At 54.2% G+C, this 15523-nt stretch carries 14 protein-coding genes and 6 pseudogenes; 11 read left to right on the forward strand and 9 right to left on the reverse strand.

Features of this window, described 5'->3' with window-relative positions:
- Positions 1-108: transposase (locus AACY49_RS28645; RefSeq protein WP_163003228.1), on the forward strand; the 108-nt coding region annotated here is incomplete at its 5' end.
- Between the two features lie 71 nt (positions 109-179).
- On the opposite strand, the pseudogene AACY49_RS28650 reads toward AACY49_RS28645, so the two are convergent.
- A pseudogene (locus tag AACY49_RS28650) lies at positions 180-455 on the reverse strand (amino acid transporter); the annotation flags it as partial.
- On the opposite strand from AACY49_RS28650, the pseudogene AACY49_RS28655 reads away from it, so the two are divergent.
- Positions 448-585: pseudogene (locus AACY49_RS28655) on the forward strand (Lrp/AsnC family transcriptional regulator); the annotation flags it as partial. The pseudogenes AACY49_RS28650 and AACY49_RS28655 sit on opposite strands and share 8 nt — an antisense overlap.
- A gap of 31 nt (positions 586-616) precedes the next feature.
- On the opposite strand, the gene AACY49_RS28660 reads toward AACY49_RS28655, so the two are convergent.
- From AACY49_RS28660 to AACY49_RS28670, 3 genes and pseudogenes are all read right to left on the reverse strand, one after another.
- Entirely contained in the window at positions 617-1267 is a 651-nt protein-coding gene (locus AACY49_RS28660) for an MliC family protein (RefSeq protein ID WP_339527553.1), read from the reverse strand.
- A gap of 448 nt (positions 1268-1715) precedes the next feature.
- Positions 1716-3926 (reverse strand): annotated as a pseudogene (locus AACY49_RS28665) (right-handed parallel beta-helix repeat-containing protein); the annotation flags it as partial.
- A 67-nt stretch (positions 3927-3993) separates the two neighbouring features.
- Positions 3994-4548 carry a TetR/AcrR family transcriptional regulator gene (locus AACY49_RS28670; protein WP_258700599.1) on the reverse strand — a complete coding sequence of 185 codons (555 nt, stop codon included), beginning with the start codon at positions 4546-4548 and terminating at the stop codon, positions 3994-3996.
- 126 nt (positions 4549-4674) lie between these two features.
- Here AACY49_RS28670 and AACY49_RS28675 point away from each other — a divergent pair, with 126 nt between their 5' ends.
- Both AACY49_RS28675 and AACY49_RS28680 read left to right on the forward strand, forming a co-directional pair.
- Positions 4675-5295 (forward strand): DJ-1/PfpI family protein, encoded by a 621-nt coding sequence (locus AACY49_RS28675; protein ID WP_339527554.1) that lies wholly within the window; start codon positions 4675-4677, stop codon positions 5293-5295.
- 238 nt (positions 5296-5533) lie between these two features.
- Complete coding sequence (locus AACY49_RS28680) at positions 5534-6064, forward strand: DUF2867 domain-containing protein (protein ID WP_339527555.1); 531 nt, start codon at positions 5534-5536, stop codon at positions 6062-6064.
- 207 nt (positions 6065-6271) lie between these two features.
- On the opposite strand, the gene AACY49_RS28685 is transcribed toward AACY49_RS28680, so the two are convergent.
- A complete protein-coding gene (locus AACY49_RS28685) occupies positions 6272-6793 on the reverse strand; it encodes a GNAT family N-acetyltransferase (RefSeq protein ID WP_258700597.1) in 522 nt (173 codons plus the stop codon).
- Positions 6794-7021: 228 nt separating this feature from the next.
- On the opposite strand from AACY49_RS28685, the pseudogene AACY49_RS28690 reads away from it, so the two are divergent.
- A pseudogene (locus AACY49_RS28690) lies at positions 7022-7139 on the forward strand (tyrosine-type recombinase/integrase); the annotation flags it as partial.
- A gap of 32 nt (positions 7140-7171) precedes the next feature.
- On the opposite strand, the gene AACY49_RS28695 reads toward AACY49_RS28690, so the two are convergent.
- Complete coding sequence (locus AACY49_RS28695) at positions 7172-8449, reverse strand: sugar MFS transporter (protein ID WP_339527556.1); 1278 nt, start codon at positions 8447-8449, stop codon at positions 7172-7174.
- 287 nt (positions 8450-8736) lie between these two features.
- Between AACY49_RS28695 and AACY49_RS28700 the strand changes: the two are divergent.
- The 3 genes and pseudogenes from AACY49_RS28700 to AACY49_RS28710 all read left to right on the forward strand — a co-directional run.
- Positions 8737-8946: pseudogene (locus AACY49_RS28700) on the forward strand (transposase domain-containing protein); the annotation flags it as partial.
- 124 nt (positions 8947-9070) lie between these two features.
- The gene (locus tag AACY49_RS28705; protein WP_258700595.1) at positions 9071-9523 is read left to right on the forward strand and encodes a GNAT family N-acetyltransferase; all 453 of its coding nucleotides are present in this window, start codon (positions 9071-9073) and stop codon (positions 9521-9523) included.
- Positions 9524-9748: 225 nt separating this feature from the next.
- The gene (locus AACY49_RS28710) at positions 9749-9964 is read left to right on the forward strand and encodes a hypothetical protein (protein ID WP_258700594.1); all 216 of its coding nucleotides are present in this window, start codon (positions 9749-9751) and stop codon (positions 9962-9964) included.
- A gap of 388 nt (positions 9965-10352) precedes the next feature.
- Here the strand turns inward: AACY49_RS28710 and AACY49_RS28715 are convergent, their stop codons facing one another.
- Both AACY49_RS28715 and AACY49_RS28720 read right to left on the reverse strand, forming a co-directional pair.
- Positions 10353-10721: a hypothetical protein gene (locus AACY49_RS28715; RefSeq protein WP_339527557.1), complete on the reverse strand. Its 369-nt coding sequence runs from the start codon at positions 10719-10721 to the stop codon at positions 10353-10355.
- Positions 10722-10925: 204 nt separating this feature from the next.
- The gene (locus AACY49_RS28720) at positions 10926-11201 is read right to left on the reverse strand and encodes a DUF2798 domain-containing protein (protein ID WP_258700592.1); all 276 of its coding nucleotides are present in this window, start codon (positions 11199-11201) and stop codon (positions 10926-10928) included.
- 131 nt (positions 11202-11332) lie between these two features.
- Between AACY49_RS28720 and AACY49_RS28725 the strand changes: the two genes are divergently transcribed.
- Together AACY49_RS28725 and AACY49_RS28730 are read left to right on the forward strand one after the other, a co-directional pair.
- Positions 11333-12274, forward strand: a complete 942-nt coding sequence (locus AACY49_RS28725) for a LysR family transcriptional regulator (RefSeq protein ID WP_258700728.1) — start codon at positions 11333-11335, stop codon at positions 12272-12274.
- A gap of 146 nt (positions 12275-12420) precedes the next feature.
- A pseudogene (locus tag AACY49_RS28730) lies at positions 12421-13190 on the forward strand (class I SAM-dependent methyltransferase).
- Between the two features lie 155 nt (positions 13191-13345).
- Here AACY49_RS28730 and AACY49_RS28735 read toward each other — a convergent pair.
- Entirely contained in the window at positions 13346-13903 is a 558-nt protein-coding gene (locus AACY49_RS28735) for an NADPH-dependent FMN reductase (protein ID WP_339527558.1), read from the reverse strand.
- Between the two features lie 276 nt (positions 13904-14179).
- Here AACY49_RS28735 and AACY49_RS28740 point away from each other — a divergent pair, with 276 nt between their 5' ends.
- Positions 14180-14614, forward strand: a complete 435-nt coding sequence (locus tag AACY49_RS28740) for a GNAT family N-acetyltransferase (RefSeq protein WP_258700589.1) — start codon at positions 14180-14182, stop codon at positions 14612-14614.
- Positions 14615-15523: the final 909 nt, after the last annotated feature.

Below are 15523 nucleotides of genomic sequence, written 5' to 3' on the forward strand. Positions count from 1 at the left end.
GAAGGCATAAACAATCGAATAAAAGTCATTAAGCGGATGGCGTACGGTTACCGGGACAGCGAATTCTTTTTCATGAAGATCAAGAGCGTCTTTCCCGGTAATCCGTGAAGAACCTTTTTTTTGCGTGCGGGTTCTGGTGGGCAATGGAGCTATGGCCAATCCATGGCCATGCATTGACTTCAGCTGTGTTGCTCGGCCGCGTGGCTGGCCTGGTTCCTGCTCCTGAAATGTGAGAATTGGTAGGCGATTGCCAACCAAATGAACCATGCGGGCATCACGCACAGTGCAAGGCGGGTGTCTGGCCGAAGGGCAAGCAGGCACAGCACAAATGCAAGGAATGCGAGGGAGAACCACGCCATCGGCACGCCACCAGGCATTTTGTACCGCGATTGTGCATGAAGATCGGGTCTTGCTTTGCGATAAGCGATGTAGGACGCCAGGATGGTCGACCAGGTGAGTTACAGTGACTTTGTCGAGAGCGTATTGAGGCGACAACTCGGTATAGCGTCTATCCAATCAAGTCTTGCGTTGCGTGAGGTCAAAACGACCAGTCGTATCGCCATTCCGGGGCGGACAAAGCAGTAAGCCGGCGTTCTGAAGCGTCCAGCCAGAGAACTCAGCCGACCGGCTCGGCCGTACAACTCATTTGCCCTGAGCCTGGCTTCTGGAAAAGGACCACGTTGCCGTCTTGCCAGAAGCTGTAGTTTCCCTGGTAATCCTTGCCGGTGTATCGGGTTCCCGAATCACTCTGTTCCTGGCTCAGGACGATCGAGGTATTTGCCCATTTCAGGTACACGACACCAGGCTGCGTGGTAAAGAAGGTGGCGGCAATCAGCGGGTTAAGCCCTGTACAACGAAAAGCCAATGGGCCTTCGGTGAGTCTGTCTGGGTCCTTGGTTCTCACAATGGCCGAGCCTTGGCGCAGCTGGTGCGCGCGCTCGGCATAACTGCGGATCGTGCACGCCTTGGGCGCAGGCTCGGAGGCACATTGATTGCGGGCATCGATCCAGAACTGCTGGTCGATCATGACCTTGTCTGGACGCGGCACTGAATGCTCATCCGTGAGCGCGAGGCGATAAAGACGCGTCAGTTCGATATCCATCTGCGCCAGTTGCGGATCGCGACAGATCAGCTTTTCGACGGACGCCTTTGTCTCGGCACAATCGAAGCTGGTCTTGAAGGTTGGCGCAGCCTTGACACAGGTGCTCGCCGCCGCGCATACGCTGGCAGCGAGTAGACAGGTGAAAAGGGCCGTGACCGTTTTCATGTTGGCTTCACCCAGATCATTACGTGATGCCCGGATTGCCGTGGGATTTATCGATGCGTTGAACAGTTATTCTGTTCGCATTGGTGTATCGCAGTGTAAGTCAGTGCTCAGAACTTGCCATACCGCTTGGTCCAGTATCGGCGCCAGACGGTCGGTTCATGCTGCGTTACCTCTATGGTGTGAGGAGAAAATCAGTCAGACGTCTACCACTACTTTACAGGGTAAGGCTGGATAACGTTTGCGCCCCGTTTCCAGCAAACGATCTATAGCCCCACCCAGAAAGTTGTGTAGCAGTTCATCACGCTCTTGCTCATTCCTTGGGGTAAATGATGGGAAGGGCGGCGGTGGTTTTGGTCCAAGTTCCGCCCTGACACATCTATACCCCGACTTTGTCTGTGTTGGTCTTTGATCTTTCGGGCACTGCAAATCCCCTGTGGGCGAGCTTGACTCAGGCTGTGAAATCGCTGGTGTGCAGCTCCTGGACGCCCACCAATTGGATTTCGAACTCGGGGGTGGCGTCGGCATCGACACTGCCGTAGAGAATGCCATCGGCAAAGCGCAGTTGGCCGGTGGCGTTGGCAGGGTCGAAGGCGCTGCTGCCGATGAAGGTGAAGGCGTCGACTGCGGCGAACAGCGTGTTGTCCAGCGCGTTGCCCGTACCATTGGCGGCGCCAGTGCTATCGATATACAGACGCTCGACGTTGTTGCCGAGGGTGTAGGCCGCCAGGTTGCTGTGCACGCTGTCGATCCCACCAGACACCGCATTGCTGTTGATCTCGATCACGGCGTCGTCGGCGTTGTCGACATAGTAGGTGTCGTTGCCATCGCCTCCGGTCATGGTGTCGGCGCCCAGGTGACCATCCAGTGTGTCATTGCCCGAACTGCCCGCCAGGGTATCCGCCTGGTCGGTACCGGAAATCAGGTTCCGAGCGTTGTCGAAAATGTCCTGCACGCTGTTGTTGTCGTTGGGGTTGCCCTGGAAGCCAAGGTCATTGGCAATGTAGTCGGCCAGGCGCTGGCCGACGATCTCCGCCGATTCCTCGTGCAGGTGCCAGACGTCGTCGGGATACGCCATTGGATCGACTTCGTGGCGCAAGGGAAGGTCGGTGTAGTCCACTGCCAGATTGACGTCGGCGCGCTCGGCGGCGATGGCTTCCTGGGCGGCGTGGACATAGCCAACCCCCTCGACGATGGAGGCAATCTTTTCTTCCGAATAACCACGGGCACGCGCCGCGTCCTGCTCGTAGTGACCGGTTTCCATCATGTACACAGTGAAGTTGCCGAACTGGGCATGCAGGTAATCAAACACCTTCAGGGTCGCCGCTGCTGCCGCTGCTTTGTCCGTGCCGCGGCCGATCTCCTGGGCGGCTTCCTCGCCCTGGCCCCAAATGATGCCCATGGTGACCAGCATCGAGGTGCCGGACTGATTGTCGTCCTCCGTCATGCGCAGCAGGCGCGCATTGGATTGGCCGAGGGAGGGCAGGTAGAGGATGCCCTGCTGGGTGCTCTCGCCGAACACGAAGTCGCTGCCGGTCAGGGTGCTGGCGAGGTTGCCCGAGAGCATCAACTCGAAGCGATTGCCGTTGGCGTCGGCATCGTAGTCCTTGATGTAGGTGCGGTTGCTGCTGGCGCTGTAGCTGACCTGCAGGGTACCGCCATGACCATTGCCCAGGCCGGTGAAACCGAGACCGGCGAAGTCGATCTTGTCCTGAGTGACGTCGAAGTCGGTGATGGTGTCATCGAAGCTTGCGGTTGCGTTGAGGTAACTGTCGGACTGAATGGCGAAACGGAACGTATCGGCGCCGGTACCGCCGGTGAGTTTGTCGATGCCTGCCGTACCTTGCACGGTGGTCATCGGCACCGTGTCGCAGACGTAGCTGCCGTCGCCATAGACCAGCGTGGCACCATTGCTGGTGTGGCTGATGGTGTTGCCAATAATGGCGTTGCGATCGGTGCCGTCTTCGTTGCGTTCGGCGACGCCGTAGGTCGACAGGTTGCTGCCGGTGATGATGTTGCCCTGGATGGTGTTATCGCTGCCGTTGAAGTACTTGCCGGACACGCCCAGGGTGTCGTTGTAGGACTGGATGATGATCTCCGGTACGGGGTTGCCCAGGGCGTTGTTGTTGAGCGTGTTGTCGATGATCTCGACGTGGTTGCTGCCGTAGATGCGGACCCCGTCGCTGGCGTTGTCGTGAATGTCGACGCTGCTGACGGTCACCTCGCTGGACAGTTTGATCAGCACTCCCTCGGCGCCGTTGCTGTACACCTCGCCACCGGTGATGGTGATGTTTGTGGGGGAGGGGATGTCCTCACTGCCGCGTTGCACCACGATGCCATTGCCGCCGTTGTCGTAGGCGACGTTATTGGTCATGGTGAAATCGTGGGTGCTGGTGACGACGTTGAAACCGTGGCGGTCGTTGTCGTAGGCGATGTTGTTTTCGAAGGTGCTGTTGCTGAGGAAGTCAGCAACGAAGCCGTCCAGGCTGTTGCCGTGGGACACGCTGTTCTTGATGACCATGTTGACGGTCTGCTCGTGGGGGTCGAAACCGTACCCGGAGCAATCCTTGATCTCGACGCTGTCGAGGGTAACGTTGGAGTCGTAGCCAGCTTCGCCGGGAATGTAGCCGTTGAACCAGCCGTCGATCTTGCCCGTAGTGCTAGCCGGAGGAAATGCTCCACATGATCCACAAGTGTAAAAGGCCATGATTGGTCGTGCTCCACATGACTTAGGCCCGCCACGGTGGAAGAGCCCTTTCGAAAAGTGAAAAGGCTCGATGCAGGAGACTGTTGAAGCGAGCGGCATCACGCCGCAGCCCTGCCTGTTGACCACCAATCAGGCACAGATGGGCCACCTGACCAATCACTTCTGCTTCACCTGGCATATGGACCAAGCGGCGGCACGTCCGTATCGCGAAGTCCAGTCGTCTTGCGTCAACACGCTGCTGGAACTCGCCTACCAACGGATCGTGCAGCGACCAGGCTCGGATGGAAACTTCCCGCCCAGGTTGTTTCTCAGCGGCAATACTCAAGTAGCGTTTCAAGGTTTCGCCCGCGCTACGACCCTGCGCCGCATAAGCGAGCATGCGCTCCGTGTAGTCTTCTTCCCAAGCGGCCAGCAAGGTGCGGACAAAGTCTTCGCGATTGCGGAAATGGTGATAGAACGATCCGCGGGTCACATTCAATCGGCGCGATAGACTCTCGGCCGAAACGCCAATATGCCCTATTTGGTCGAGGGCCTCAAAACCAGCCGCGATCCAATGGTTACGAGTTAGTTTTCTCACCCGTTATTTCGCTCCATATTTAGCGCCATACAGACTGTGTATGGTGCGCAACCGATTGATACGCTGCGAACACCAGCAAAGATGGCCGTTGCGTTTTGCACGCCAGCACTTTTCATGGAGCTCGCCTTGAAGAAAATCGTTCTGGTTGCTTTCGACCAATTCACTGATATCGACCTATTCCTGATGTGGGACATTTTAGGCCGCAACACTGAGGACTGGCACGTCCGAATATTGGGTTCTAGCTCTATCGTGCGATCGGCGCACGGCCTGCCTGTTTCGGTGCACGGTCCGCTTTCCGAGGCCAATAGTGCCGACGCGGTATTGTTCGTCAGCGGCAAGGAAGGGGTACCCGCTGCACTTGCCGACCCAGATTTCCTGCCGTCGTTTGAACTTGACTCCAGACGCCAGCGAATCGGCTCCATATGCGCCGGAGCTTTCATTCTCGAACGGCTTGGGCTGCTCAGCGGCCAGGCAACTACACACCCGGATGCACGATCGGGCTTGCAAGCTCTGGGACTTGAGCCCATGGACCAGCCGCTTGTATGCCAGGGGAACGTTGCAACCGCTGGCGGATGCCTTTCGGCGCTCTATCTGGTGGGATGGTTGGTTGAATCCTGGTTCGATGTCGACAAGCGCCGTGCGACGTTGCTCCCTGTTCTGCCAGCTGGGCAGCAAGAGCTCTATGATGCCTTGATCGGGCTCAGTATCCGACAAGGAGAAGTTGGCGCCTCAACAACATCCAGTTAATCCATGCTCGCTCAGCGAGGCTCTGGACCTCATCCTCCACTATGCAGATACCTCGTGTGCTTGAGAATGAGCAGTGAGCGCGGTTGTCCCTGTCCGGCTTGAAAGTCGGTAACCGTCACTTCTAAACTAGACAAGCGCTGACAGGGCGACGAGACGCGTTACACGACAAGCCATTGCAACAAGAAACGTGACATGGCATGCCGCCTAATTAGTAGTTAGATCTCAGGAGAGATCCCCGATGCCCAGAGAGTTCGAGCTCATTACGTCCGTGCCAGTCCCCTTGAGGTCCGGCATCTCCCACTTTTACAAGTCGATGAACCTAGCGGATGCTTTTGCGATTCGGCTCCCTGCGGGCACATCTAGCAATCCAGATTTGCTGGCTCGATTCATCTTTTCCCACCAGCCATCCTGGATCGGATGGCTCATGAAAGTCCGAGACACTATCGTTGCCTGTTTCGGTCTCAAGACAGCCAAACACTTGGCATCACTTGCTAATCGGATTGGAATCTTCAAGGTCTACAGCACGAACCAGACTGAAATCGTGTTGGGAGAGGACGACAAGCACCTCGACTTCCGGATATCGATCCTATGTTCTGGAGAGGCAGAGCCAGAAGGCAGTCGCCAACTCGTTGTTTCAACCGTGGTCCAGTGCCACAACCGTCTAGGTCGGGCCTACATCTTCGTTATTGCCCCATTTCACCGCTTGGTTGTTAAGGCCAGCCTCCTGCGTGCAGCGCGCGTCGGTTGGCCTCTGGCTACCTGCCCCTAGGCTGAGAGCGCTGCGCGGTGAGTTTTCTTCTGAGTCGGCCGGACAGTTACCAGGAAAATAGCTTTTGCCAGCCATGAAGCCAACTACCAACAGCGGCGCATATCGTTGCCTGAGCCCCCGATCGTCGTAAGTGTCCGGTAAAGTCATCTGGCTTTTTCCGCGTTGTCGTTTATGACAACCAACCGACAGGGAGGTCATCGAATATGCCTATCGGGAAAGTTCACATGCCATTGCTACCATTCCAATTTCAACCAGGTCAGTTTTGAAAGGGATTTCACCGATTTCTTGGAAACCGAAACCCTCATAGAATCGCCGCGCATTTGAGTTGGTCTTGAGTACGTCAAGCCACAGCAAGCGTTCTCCGCGCTCTATCGCTCGGCTGCAAATGAAGTGCAGGAGTTGTTTCCCATATCCTCGTCCTGCTTCGGATTTGAGAAAGTAAATTTTTTGAAGCTCCGCGCCCAATTCGCCAGTTAAAGGCGCAGGCGTTGACCAGTTAACTTTGGAAAAGCCTACGACCCTACCGCTTTCGTCTGAGGCTATAAGCCACAAATGGCAAGCGGAGGATTCGAGTGATTTGCCGAGCGAGTTAGGGGAAAAGTCTTGATTAAGGAAGTCCTGCATGCCGGAGAGAGACCAGATGTCCGAAAAATGCTCTTGGTAGGTCTCACAGCCGATTTCACGTAGAACATCTAGGTCGGCTTTAGTAGCTTCACGAATATTAATCATATTTCTCACCTGTTTATTTGTATACACACGGGCATCACGCCATGCCAGAGGGTTCGAGAAGACCTTCTGGAAAGATCGAATGCTTGCCGCTCAGACTGATCTTGGATACACGTTCGGCGCTCCATTCCGCAACATAGAGATTACCCGCTGCGTCGAAAGCCATACCGACCGAAGAGCTGAATCCACCCCACAACTTTTCAGGCGCAGCCGTGAGGTGATGTCTGAGAACTGACTTGGGAAGCCTACGGACGTCGTCTGTACGACTACTTCGCCTTCTTGGAAGCCAATGGCCTGGGATGAAGAGAGCCCTGCTCACGGTCTGAGCGTCCTATCTCGTTACCGGGACTGACCAATGGGCTAGCCGCGCGCCAGGGAATGCTAGTGCTTCGGAGCGCGGGCATACCAACCGTAGATTGCGATGCCGGCATAACAGGTCGCTGGCACGCTCAACGCCAGCGCGAGCGTCGAGAGGTCGGCCGCATACCCTGTCAATGGCGGAATAAATGCCCCGCCAACAATGGCGCAACAGAACAGGCCCGAACCTTCCGCCGCGCGATGACCGAGCCCTGCGGTCGCAAGGGTAAAGATCGTCGGAAACATGATGGAGTTGAACAGCCCGACGGCCAGCAGCGACCATCCGGCAACAACGCCTTGTGTGGTGGCAGAGATCGTCAACAGCACAATGACTGCCGTGGCGGCAAAGGCCAGCAGTTTCCCGGGCGCGAAAGTGCGCATCAGCGTCGAGCCGATAAAGCGGCCAACCAGGGCGCCACCCCAATAGAAGGCAACATGCTTGCCTGCGGCTTCGGCGGGAAGGGCCAGGGTTGTCGGCAGCATGAGGTAGTCGGTGATGAGGCTGCCAATCGTGACTTCGGCTCCGACATAGAGAAATATGCAAACGGTGCCGAGTGCAAAGCGCGGCTGCTTTAGAAGGTCGAGCGCAGCGAGTGGATTGAGACGTTCAGGTCTTGTTGACGGTTGCAGCTCATTTCTTTTCAGCCAGACGATCAAGGCGACGATGCAGATGAAGAACGTAATGCTTGCATAGGTGTTGCTGATCACGCTGGCTTCCTGCGACAGGAAGGACGTCAGTTCTGCTGGCGACAATGCGGAGGTATCTACCGCATTGAGGGAGCCCAGGATCAGTATGGCACCCAGGTAGGGTGCGACCGTGGTTCCCAGCGAATTGAACGCATGGCCGAGTGTGAGGCGGCTAGGGGCCATTGCGGCGGTTCCGAGTAGTGAAAGCAGCGGGTTCGCAACGACCTGAACGGTTGTCACGCCAATCGCAAGCACAAAGAGGGCGCCGAGGAAGGCTGGAAACAATGCGGACTGGGTGGCAGGAATGAAGAGCAGGCATCCACCAGCCATCAGCAGCAACCCGAGGACGGCCGCTCTCATGTAGCCGATTCGCGAAATGAGCAGGCCTGCGGGTATGGCGAAAATGAAATAGGCAAAAAAGAATGACGACTGCACAAGCATGGCCTCGGTATAGCTGAGGCTGAAGAGGTGCTTGAGTTTTGGCACCAGGACATCGTTAAGGCTGGTGATGCTGCCGAGGATGAAAAACAGCGCGAACACGTAGGTGCTCATCCGTTGGGTGTGGGGTGTTGCCAAACTGTTGGTGACAGTCGCGCTAGCACTAGCGTTCGTCATCACGGGCTTCCTCTTTCTTGTGATTGTTACTTTCAAGGAAAACTCTATCGAGTCTCAGGCACCTTGATAGTGAGACAGCGCTATCTTTGTGCGGTGAAGTACTCGCCAAAGGAGGGTGCGCTGCCATTTGATTATTTGTCTGTAGCCGCTACCGCTCACCCAAAGTCCGGGGCCAGTCGTTAGAGGGCGCTACCTTAGTGCCTGACTTTTCGTTTGGCAAGCCGCTGGATCTCTTGGGGGTTATGCCGAGATAAGGGGTAAATTCGCTCATTTGGGCTGCAGCAGGGCCGTGGGCACTTGGACGCTCGAACTGGTTGTTCGCCGGGTCGCTACGCAGCGGTAAGCGGGCGGCGGCGATCATGAGCTTGATCCAGTCAGCGCGGCTGAATGGGCATGATCCGTATGCCTATCTCAAAGATGTGCTGACGCGGCTACCGACACACCGAGCCAGTGAGATCGATCAACTGCTACCGCACCAATGGCACCCAACTGTTTGAATATTTGAGCCTACCGCTGCACGCTAGCCTTGGACATTATTAGGCACTAATTTTGGGGTAACGCTTTCGTTCGTAAGTATAAGGTGCGTTAGCAGTCCACATACTTTCAATTCAAGGACATCGAGTGCAACAGGTAGAAATCAAGCAAGTCATGGCGCTTCCCCAGCAGATTCTGGCGCTGGAAAAAGAGGCGAGCCTGGAGGGATTCAGATTCCTCACACGCCTGATCACCGAATGGAATACAGGAGAGAATCGCTTCGATGCACCTGGCGAATGCCTCATGGCCGCCTATCTGGACGGTTCTTTGGTGGGAGTTGGAGGCCTTTCAATTGACCCGTATGCTCAGGAGGACATCGGCAGGTTACGGAGGGTTTATGTCTCAGGGTCATCTAGGGGGCAGAACATTGGAAGATCCTTGGTAAACCAACTTTTGGAATACGCCGCTGGACGATTTCGTGTTGTACGTCTTTCCACTGATACCTCAAGCGGAGCCGCATTTTATGTAAGTTGCGGCTTCCAGCTATTAAATGATGATCACGCCACTCATATGAAGATCCTTACGGATACGCCTTCCTGATGGCATGTATCTACCTACGCTGACACAAACGTCTTTGTCTGAAGGTCGAAAGATGTATTCGCCACCCGCTTACGTTGCTACAAGCGTAATCGCCCCCTCAGGTTGTCCCTCCAGCTAGCATCAAATGACGCCGGAACCGGTGATTCAAGCCAGTTCGTGCAGCTGAAATACTGACGAAACATTCTGGCCATATGATTCGCGTCACTGAAATCCAGGGAGTTGGAGATGAATCGACCATCAAGAAGCATGCGCAAACTGCTCGACGCCGTTGCCACCCACAATGAGGCAGCGGCGCTTGATGTGATGCGTGCTGCTGAGCAGCTCCAAGACGAAGTGCTACGTCAGCGGTTGCTCAATATGATTCACCGCCTCAACCAAGACGCCAATGACTTGCGAATGGCGCGCGACGATATCCAAGGCGGAGCCATCAAGCTCGCATGACCCGCGTCCACTACTTAAAGCTAGTCCGCCTAAGCCACACTTTGGGTCGCGTGATGAACAGCTTTATTTCAATCCCGGCAGCGCTGAGCCCTCCATCGCTTACAGCCAAAGCTGCTGCTAGACACAACGCTTACATTTGCTAGGAATCTGTTTGCGAAATTGCACTCCACTTGGCCACCTGATTGCATCGGTACTGACCACTCGTTTGCATTGCACTTGACCAGGCGTTTGCATTGGATCTGACCACCGATTCCATCGGATTTTACCAGCACGCTTAGTCAACATGATCGGCAGAGAGCTGCCCATTGCTGCCGGTGGTGACAGGCAGTCATCGACCCATGGCAGTCATCTGTACCGCATTGATCGACAGAAATGTCCGCCGCCAATCCTAAAATCGTGATGGTGGCTCTTTTCCGGCCTTGATATGCGAAAAAACCTGATCTGGATCTGCCTGGCACCAATATCTGAACAGAAGGCGAGGTTCGGTATTTCCGAAATATTGATCCACGATGCTCTCGGGCGGCACGGTCAATTTAGGTTCTGGCCATTGCTGCGCTAAAACACCTATTGGTTTGTCAGACGAACAAATAATCCAAGTAGCCTTGCCTCCATTGATACCAGGTAAGTAGCCCGCATCTTGTATCTCTTCGATTAAGGCACGCAGCGTTGCTGATGGATCGAGTGTGATCGACGTCGCATGGCTTCCCAGATCGTCTCCTGCATGAACGCTATCTCGATCAATGGCAACTTCCAACATGACTACTCCTTTTTAGCGCTGTGCTGTCACTAGATCGCCCAGCGTAGAGACATCACCGGCTACCTGTCCACAGTCTGCTCTTGGCCGACTGCTGCCCTCCATGAAGGGCAGCTTTGGGTCGATTCCGACCTGTGACGGCCGGCAACAGTCGACCCAATAGGGTTGTCCACAACGCCCCATCAATTGGGCCGCAAGCGGCCGCCCTTAACGATGTGGGTGTACAGTCAAAGACACCAGTTTGAGCACAATGGGGCGAACGACGAGTATGCACAGGAATGCCACTGGCATGGCCAATTTATAGGCGTGCAGCGCATTACTTAGGTAATCAATCTCAATACCGGAATTTGCCGCAGTGATCACGAATGACATCAAGAGTGCCATGATTGTGGCCATATACAGTGCGAAAACATAAGGCGTAGCGCGAACCGAGAGCTTACGCTGGTTGAAAAATAGAGCTTTAGAGGATGTTTTTGGATTCATATCAGACCTTTTTGATCTTCGATTGATAGGTGATGAACACCATAGCAAGATCAAAAATTAGCAACTAGACGGCTAGCAGTGGTTGCTTTATAAACAAAATCTTATGAATGACTCTTCTCGCTGGGACAAAGATGAACCTGTTAGGGGCGATTGCTAGCTTTATCAAGGTGGTTGAAGCGGGCTCCATCGTGGGCGCGGCCAAAACCCTGGGCGTCAGTGCGGCAGCCATTAGCCAGACCATAAATCGCTTGGAAACCCACCTAGGTACGCGCCTTCTCCAGCGCACCACGCGTAGCATGGCGTTAACCGAAAACGGCGTGGTGTACTACGAAAAAGTGAAACGCATAGCGCGTGATCTCGAATCGGCGCAAAGCGCGATCACCAGCGCGCAGACTCAATTCCAAGGGCGACTGTGCATCGCTTCTACCTCCGCTTTCGGGCGGCATGTGTTGGCATCACTAATCGCCGGCTTCGCTGCACGTTACCCACGCCTGACACTTGAACTCTCAACCACAGATCGCAAAATTAATCATATTCAAGAAGGCATTGATCTGAGCCTGCGGATAAAACCACAACTAGAAGAGGGGATCGTCGCTCGCAAGATTGTTTCAGTCCCTTTTATCATCTGCGCGTCACCCATCTATTTGGAACGAGTCGGCTGGCCACGCGATCCTGAAGAGCTCCAACACCATGCCTGTCTAGCGTTTCGCTACCCGCTAGACGGACGCTTTCTACGCTGGGGTTTTATCCGGGATGGGCAACGTTACGACGCTACTCTCAATGCGACCGCAATCAGCGACGATATTGACGCTCTAGCCCAAATGGCCATCCGCGGCGCGGGAATAACCCGTTTGGCGGAGTTCGTGGCGGCGCCCTATATCGAAAGTGGCCAACTCGTTCCTCTGTTTGAACATCGCCACGCTTCAACTTATGCCTACGCTGAACCGCTCGATATTTATGTATGCGTCCAGGAGCGCGCCGCCATCACACCCAAGGTCAAAGCTTTTATGAATTATTTGACTGAACATTTGGAAATGCGCTGGCCGATGGAAAATACCTTTACGGCGTCCTGATACGGTGCTTTGTAAGCGTCCGCCAATCACGTGTTGCCTGACAAAGATATGCAGTGTGATTGCTGACAGTGACGACGTATGTGGGTGATGATCTAAACACGCCGCATAATGTGTGTATCGCTCATTCACATAGAGGGTCGCTGGAAATGACAATTGTTCATAAGGCTGCTCAGGTAGGTTTCTCAACAGAAGCCAGTACCTATACGCAGGGCGCCCGGACTATCCAAGCGAAATACGTATATGGTTTAGAGATGCGTTGGACATCAGCCCTGGATCGACGGTTATTGATTTAGGAGCCGGTACCGGCAAGCTCACTCGACTGCTGGATTCAATGGAAATTGATGTCATTGCCGTCGAGCCGGTCAAGGCTATGCGAATCGAGTTTGCCAAGCATCTACCGGACGCTAAGATTCTGGAGGGAACGGCCGAATCTATTCCCCTCGAGGCTGGAGCGGCGCAGGCGCTCATATGCGCCCAGGCCTTCCACTGGTTCGCGAATGAAACAGCGCTCGGTGAGATTCACCGAGTGCTCAAACCGGACGGCCGGCTCGGACTAATCTGGAATGTGCGTGATGAGTCAGTGGACTGGGTGGCTGCCATCACTAAAATCATCACTCCCTACGAAGGCGATACCCCACGCTTTCATACTGGAGACTGGCGACTACCGTTCAAGAGAGGCTACTTCTCGGAGCCCGAATTGACCTGCTTTAATTACATCCATTCAGGCAGCGCCAAGTCTGTCATCTTGGATCGCTTCCTGTCAGTGAGCTTCATCGCGGCTCTACCATCCGAAGAGAAAGAGGTGGTGGCCGATCAACTGATGACTTTGATTCAGACCCATCCGGCTCTGCGCGGGCGTGAGACCATTGAGTTCCCTTATCAGACCCACGCTTATTTATGTCGCCGTCTGGATTGAATCAGGCCGTTTCAACTTAAAAGTCCCCATTTATGCGGCAGCAGTTCGGTAATCTCACTGCCGACGCAGCGGGCTAGTGAAATCGCTGAATTGTTGCCACATAACTGGGCACCGTCACCCACCCACCGCCGCCCAAACGCTTACTATCGACTTAACTAGCGGAATCTCTGTGAAGATAGCCCGCTTTTTTTGCCATCGATTTGCTGCTTGAATGCTTCAAGTGCGGAAACAATCAGTGGGCGGATCGTTGGATCATTTGCGATGGTCTCTGCACTCAATTCCGTGGAAAGCAAATTTACGGATATTGATGCTTCCTCCACGATACAAGCCGACATTGTTTCCAGAACCAACCGCAGTGCCGCCTGCGCGTGCGAAGCCCGAGGTGAAGCGTTGAAAAGAGCAACGGGTTTGCCTGGGAACTCCTCAGAGCTAACGAGCCAGTCCAGCATATTCTTGAATGAGCCGGGAATTCCGCGAGCGTACTCAGGGCAAGAGATCAGAACGCCGTCCGCGTGGGCGATACTGAAGCGTAAGCCCATGATGGATTCAGGAGGAGTTTCCGTGAAGTCCGGGTTGAAATGAGGTAACTGGCCAACCTCGTGATAATGCGCTATCGACAGCCCTTTGGGACAGAGAACCTCAGCTGCACGCAATAGCACTGAGTTGGAGGAGGCCTCGCGAAGACTCCCTGAAACTGCAAGCAAACGCACCATGTCAACACTCTCCCTGATTTGTAGGGCGGGGAGTGTCGCATGAGGGCCACTTACTGCACCATCATTGGCCCTACCACCGGAGTCAAACCCTATGTCCTGGTTTCGCAGGGATGACCAGATGGCTTTGCCAGACGCTTACGGATGAAGCGTTTCATGGACGATCCCTGTGTAAATGCTGACTATTCTAAGCCTCAATACCGCGAATCAGCGCAGCAACATCAAAGCTGCTTCTGCTAGTCTGCTGGGCCAGACAGTTAACAAAGCCAGGCTCAATCAATGTTCAACATCCGTGTCATGACCATAGACGATTACGATGCGGTCATCGATCTAATGAGGCGTACCCCAGGCGTTTCCTTCCGTGATGCCGACTCTCGTGAGTCAACCTCGAAATACTTAGAGCGAAATCCCGGGATGAGCTTCGTTGCTGAAGTCGGAGCCGTTCTTTGCGGTTGCATCATGTGTGGGCACGACGGCCGCAGAGGATATTTGCAACATTTGGTTGTCCTTCCTCGGTATCGGCGGCAAGGCATAGCAAATGCGTTGGTAGAGCGCTGTCTTTCGAGTCTTGAGAAATACGGAATACTTAAATGTCATCTTGACGTTTTCAAGAACAATGTAACAGCTGCTAACTATTGGCACAGTCAAGGTTGGCAGCTTAGGTCTGATATCGATCGGTATTCGTTTATCCGATCGGATAATGAGAACGTATGACCGAGCGACTGGCACCTAGCCTGTGAAGGGCGAGCTGCGATTGTGTTTTTACACACTCTGGGCCAGAAACCGCCAGTGGTGTGACTGTCTACTGTTTCTACCACCTACGGAAGCAAGGTCAATTCGGTACCATCAACACAGCTAGCGTCATGTTGATGAACTCCTCATTTTTCTGATCGTGTCCAGCGCACCACGCACGTTGCCTCCAACTTCGTAATTACAGCTCATGGGGGCGTGGTGGCGCGCCTAACGCTCATGCTAGGAAAGAAAGAGGAGGAGGGCACGTATTTCTTCTCCATCAACGATATCCACTGCATGGAATACGAGTTTGGTTAGAAGATTGAGGATCTTCGCAAGGTAGAAAATGTGAGGTATTGGAATTTTTCTGCAGCCTCTTTGATCTGGAGATCCTCAGACTTGAGGGCCATTCTGATCAGTTCTTCTCTGCATTTCCTCGCAAATTTCCCGTCAGGTGATGTCGCAAACAGCCTGTGTGGAGGTATCGGCATTTCAGGATCCAGCCCCAAATGCCTCAGATATCTTTCAAAAATCAAGGTGAATTGTTTACCCAAGGCTTTGAATTCACCTCCTGGTAGCGTTTCTCCCCATTTACCATCAAAGTTTTTAGAAAATTGGTTGCGTAATCCAGGGCTACTCCGCGTGCCTATCAATCGCCGTCGCTTAAGCCTTGAACTCCTAGCGAGTGCAAAATATACAAGCGTGATTATTTTGTAGGACTCACTGTAACGTAAGTCTTGAAGATTACTCAGATACCAATCCATTGTAGTGGTCAACTAATTCCGGACACCTCGATAGGAGGTTTAGACGCCATTGCCCGTTCGTAAACGGTCGGTGGCAGATATCCCAGTTTCGAGTGCAGCCGCTCGTTGTTGTAAAACCCAACGATGT

It is taken from the genome of Pseudomonas sp. EL_65y_Pfl2_R96, assembly GCF_963970905.1.
Taxonomy (GTDB): Bacteria; Pseudomonadota; Gammaproteobacteria; order Pseudomonadales; family Pseudomonadaceae; genus Aquipseudomonas.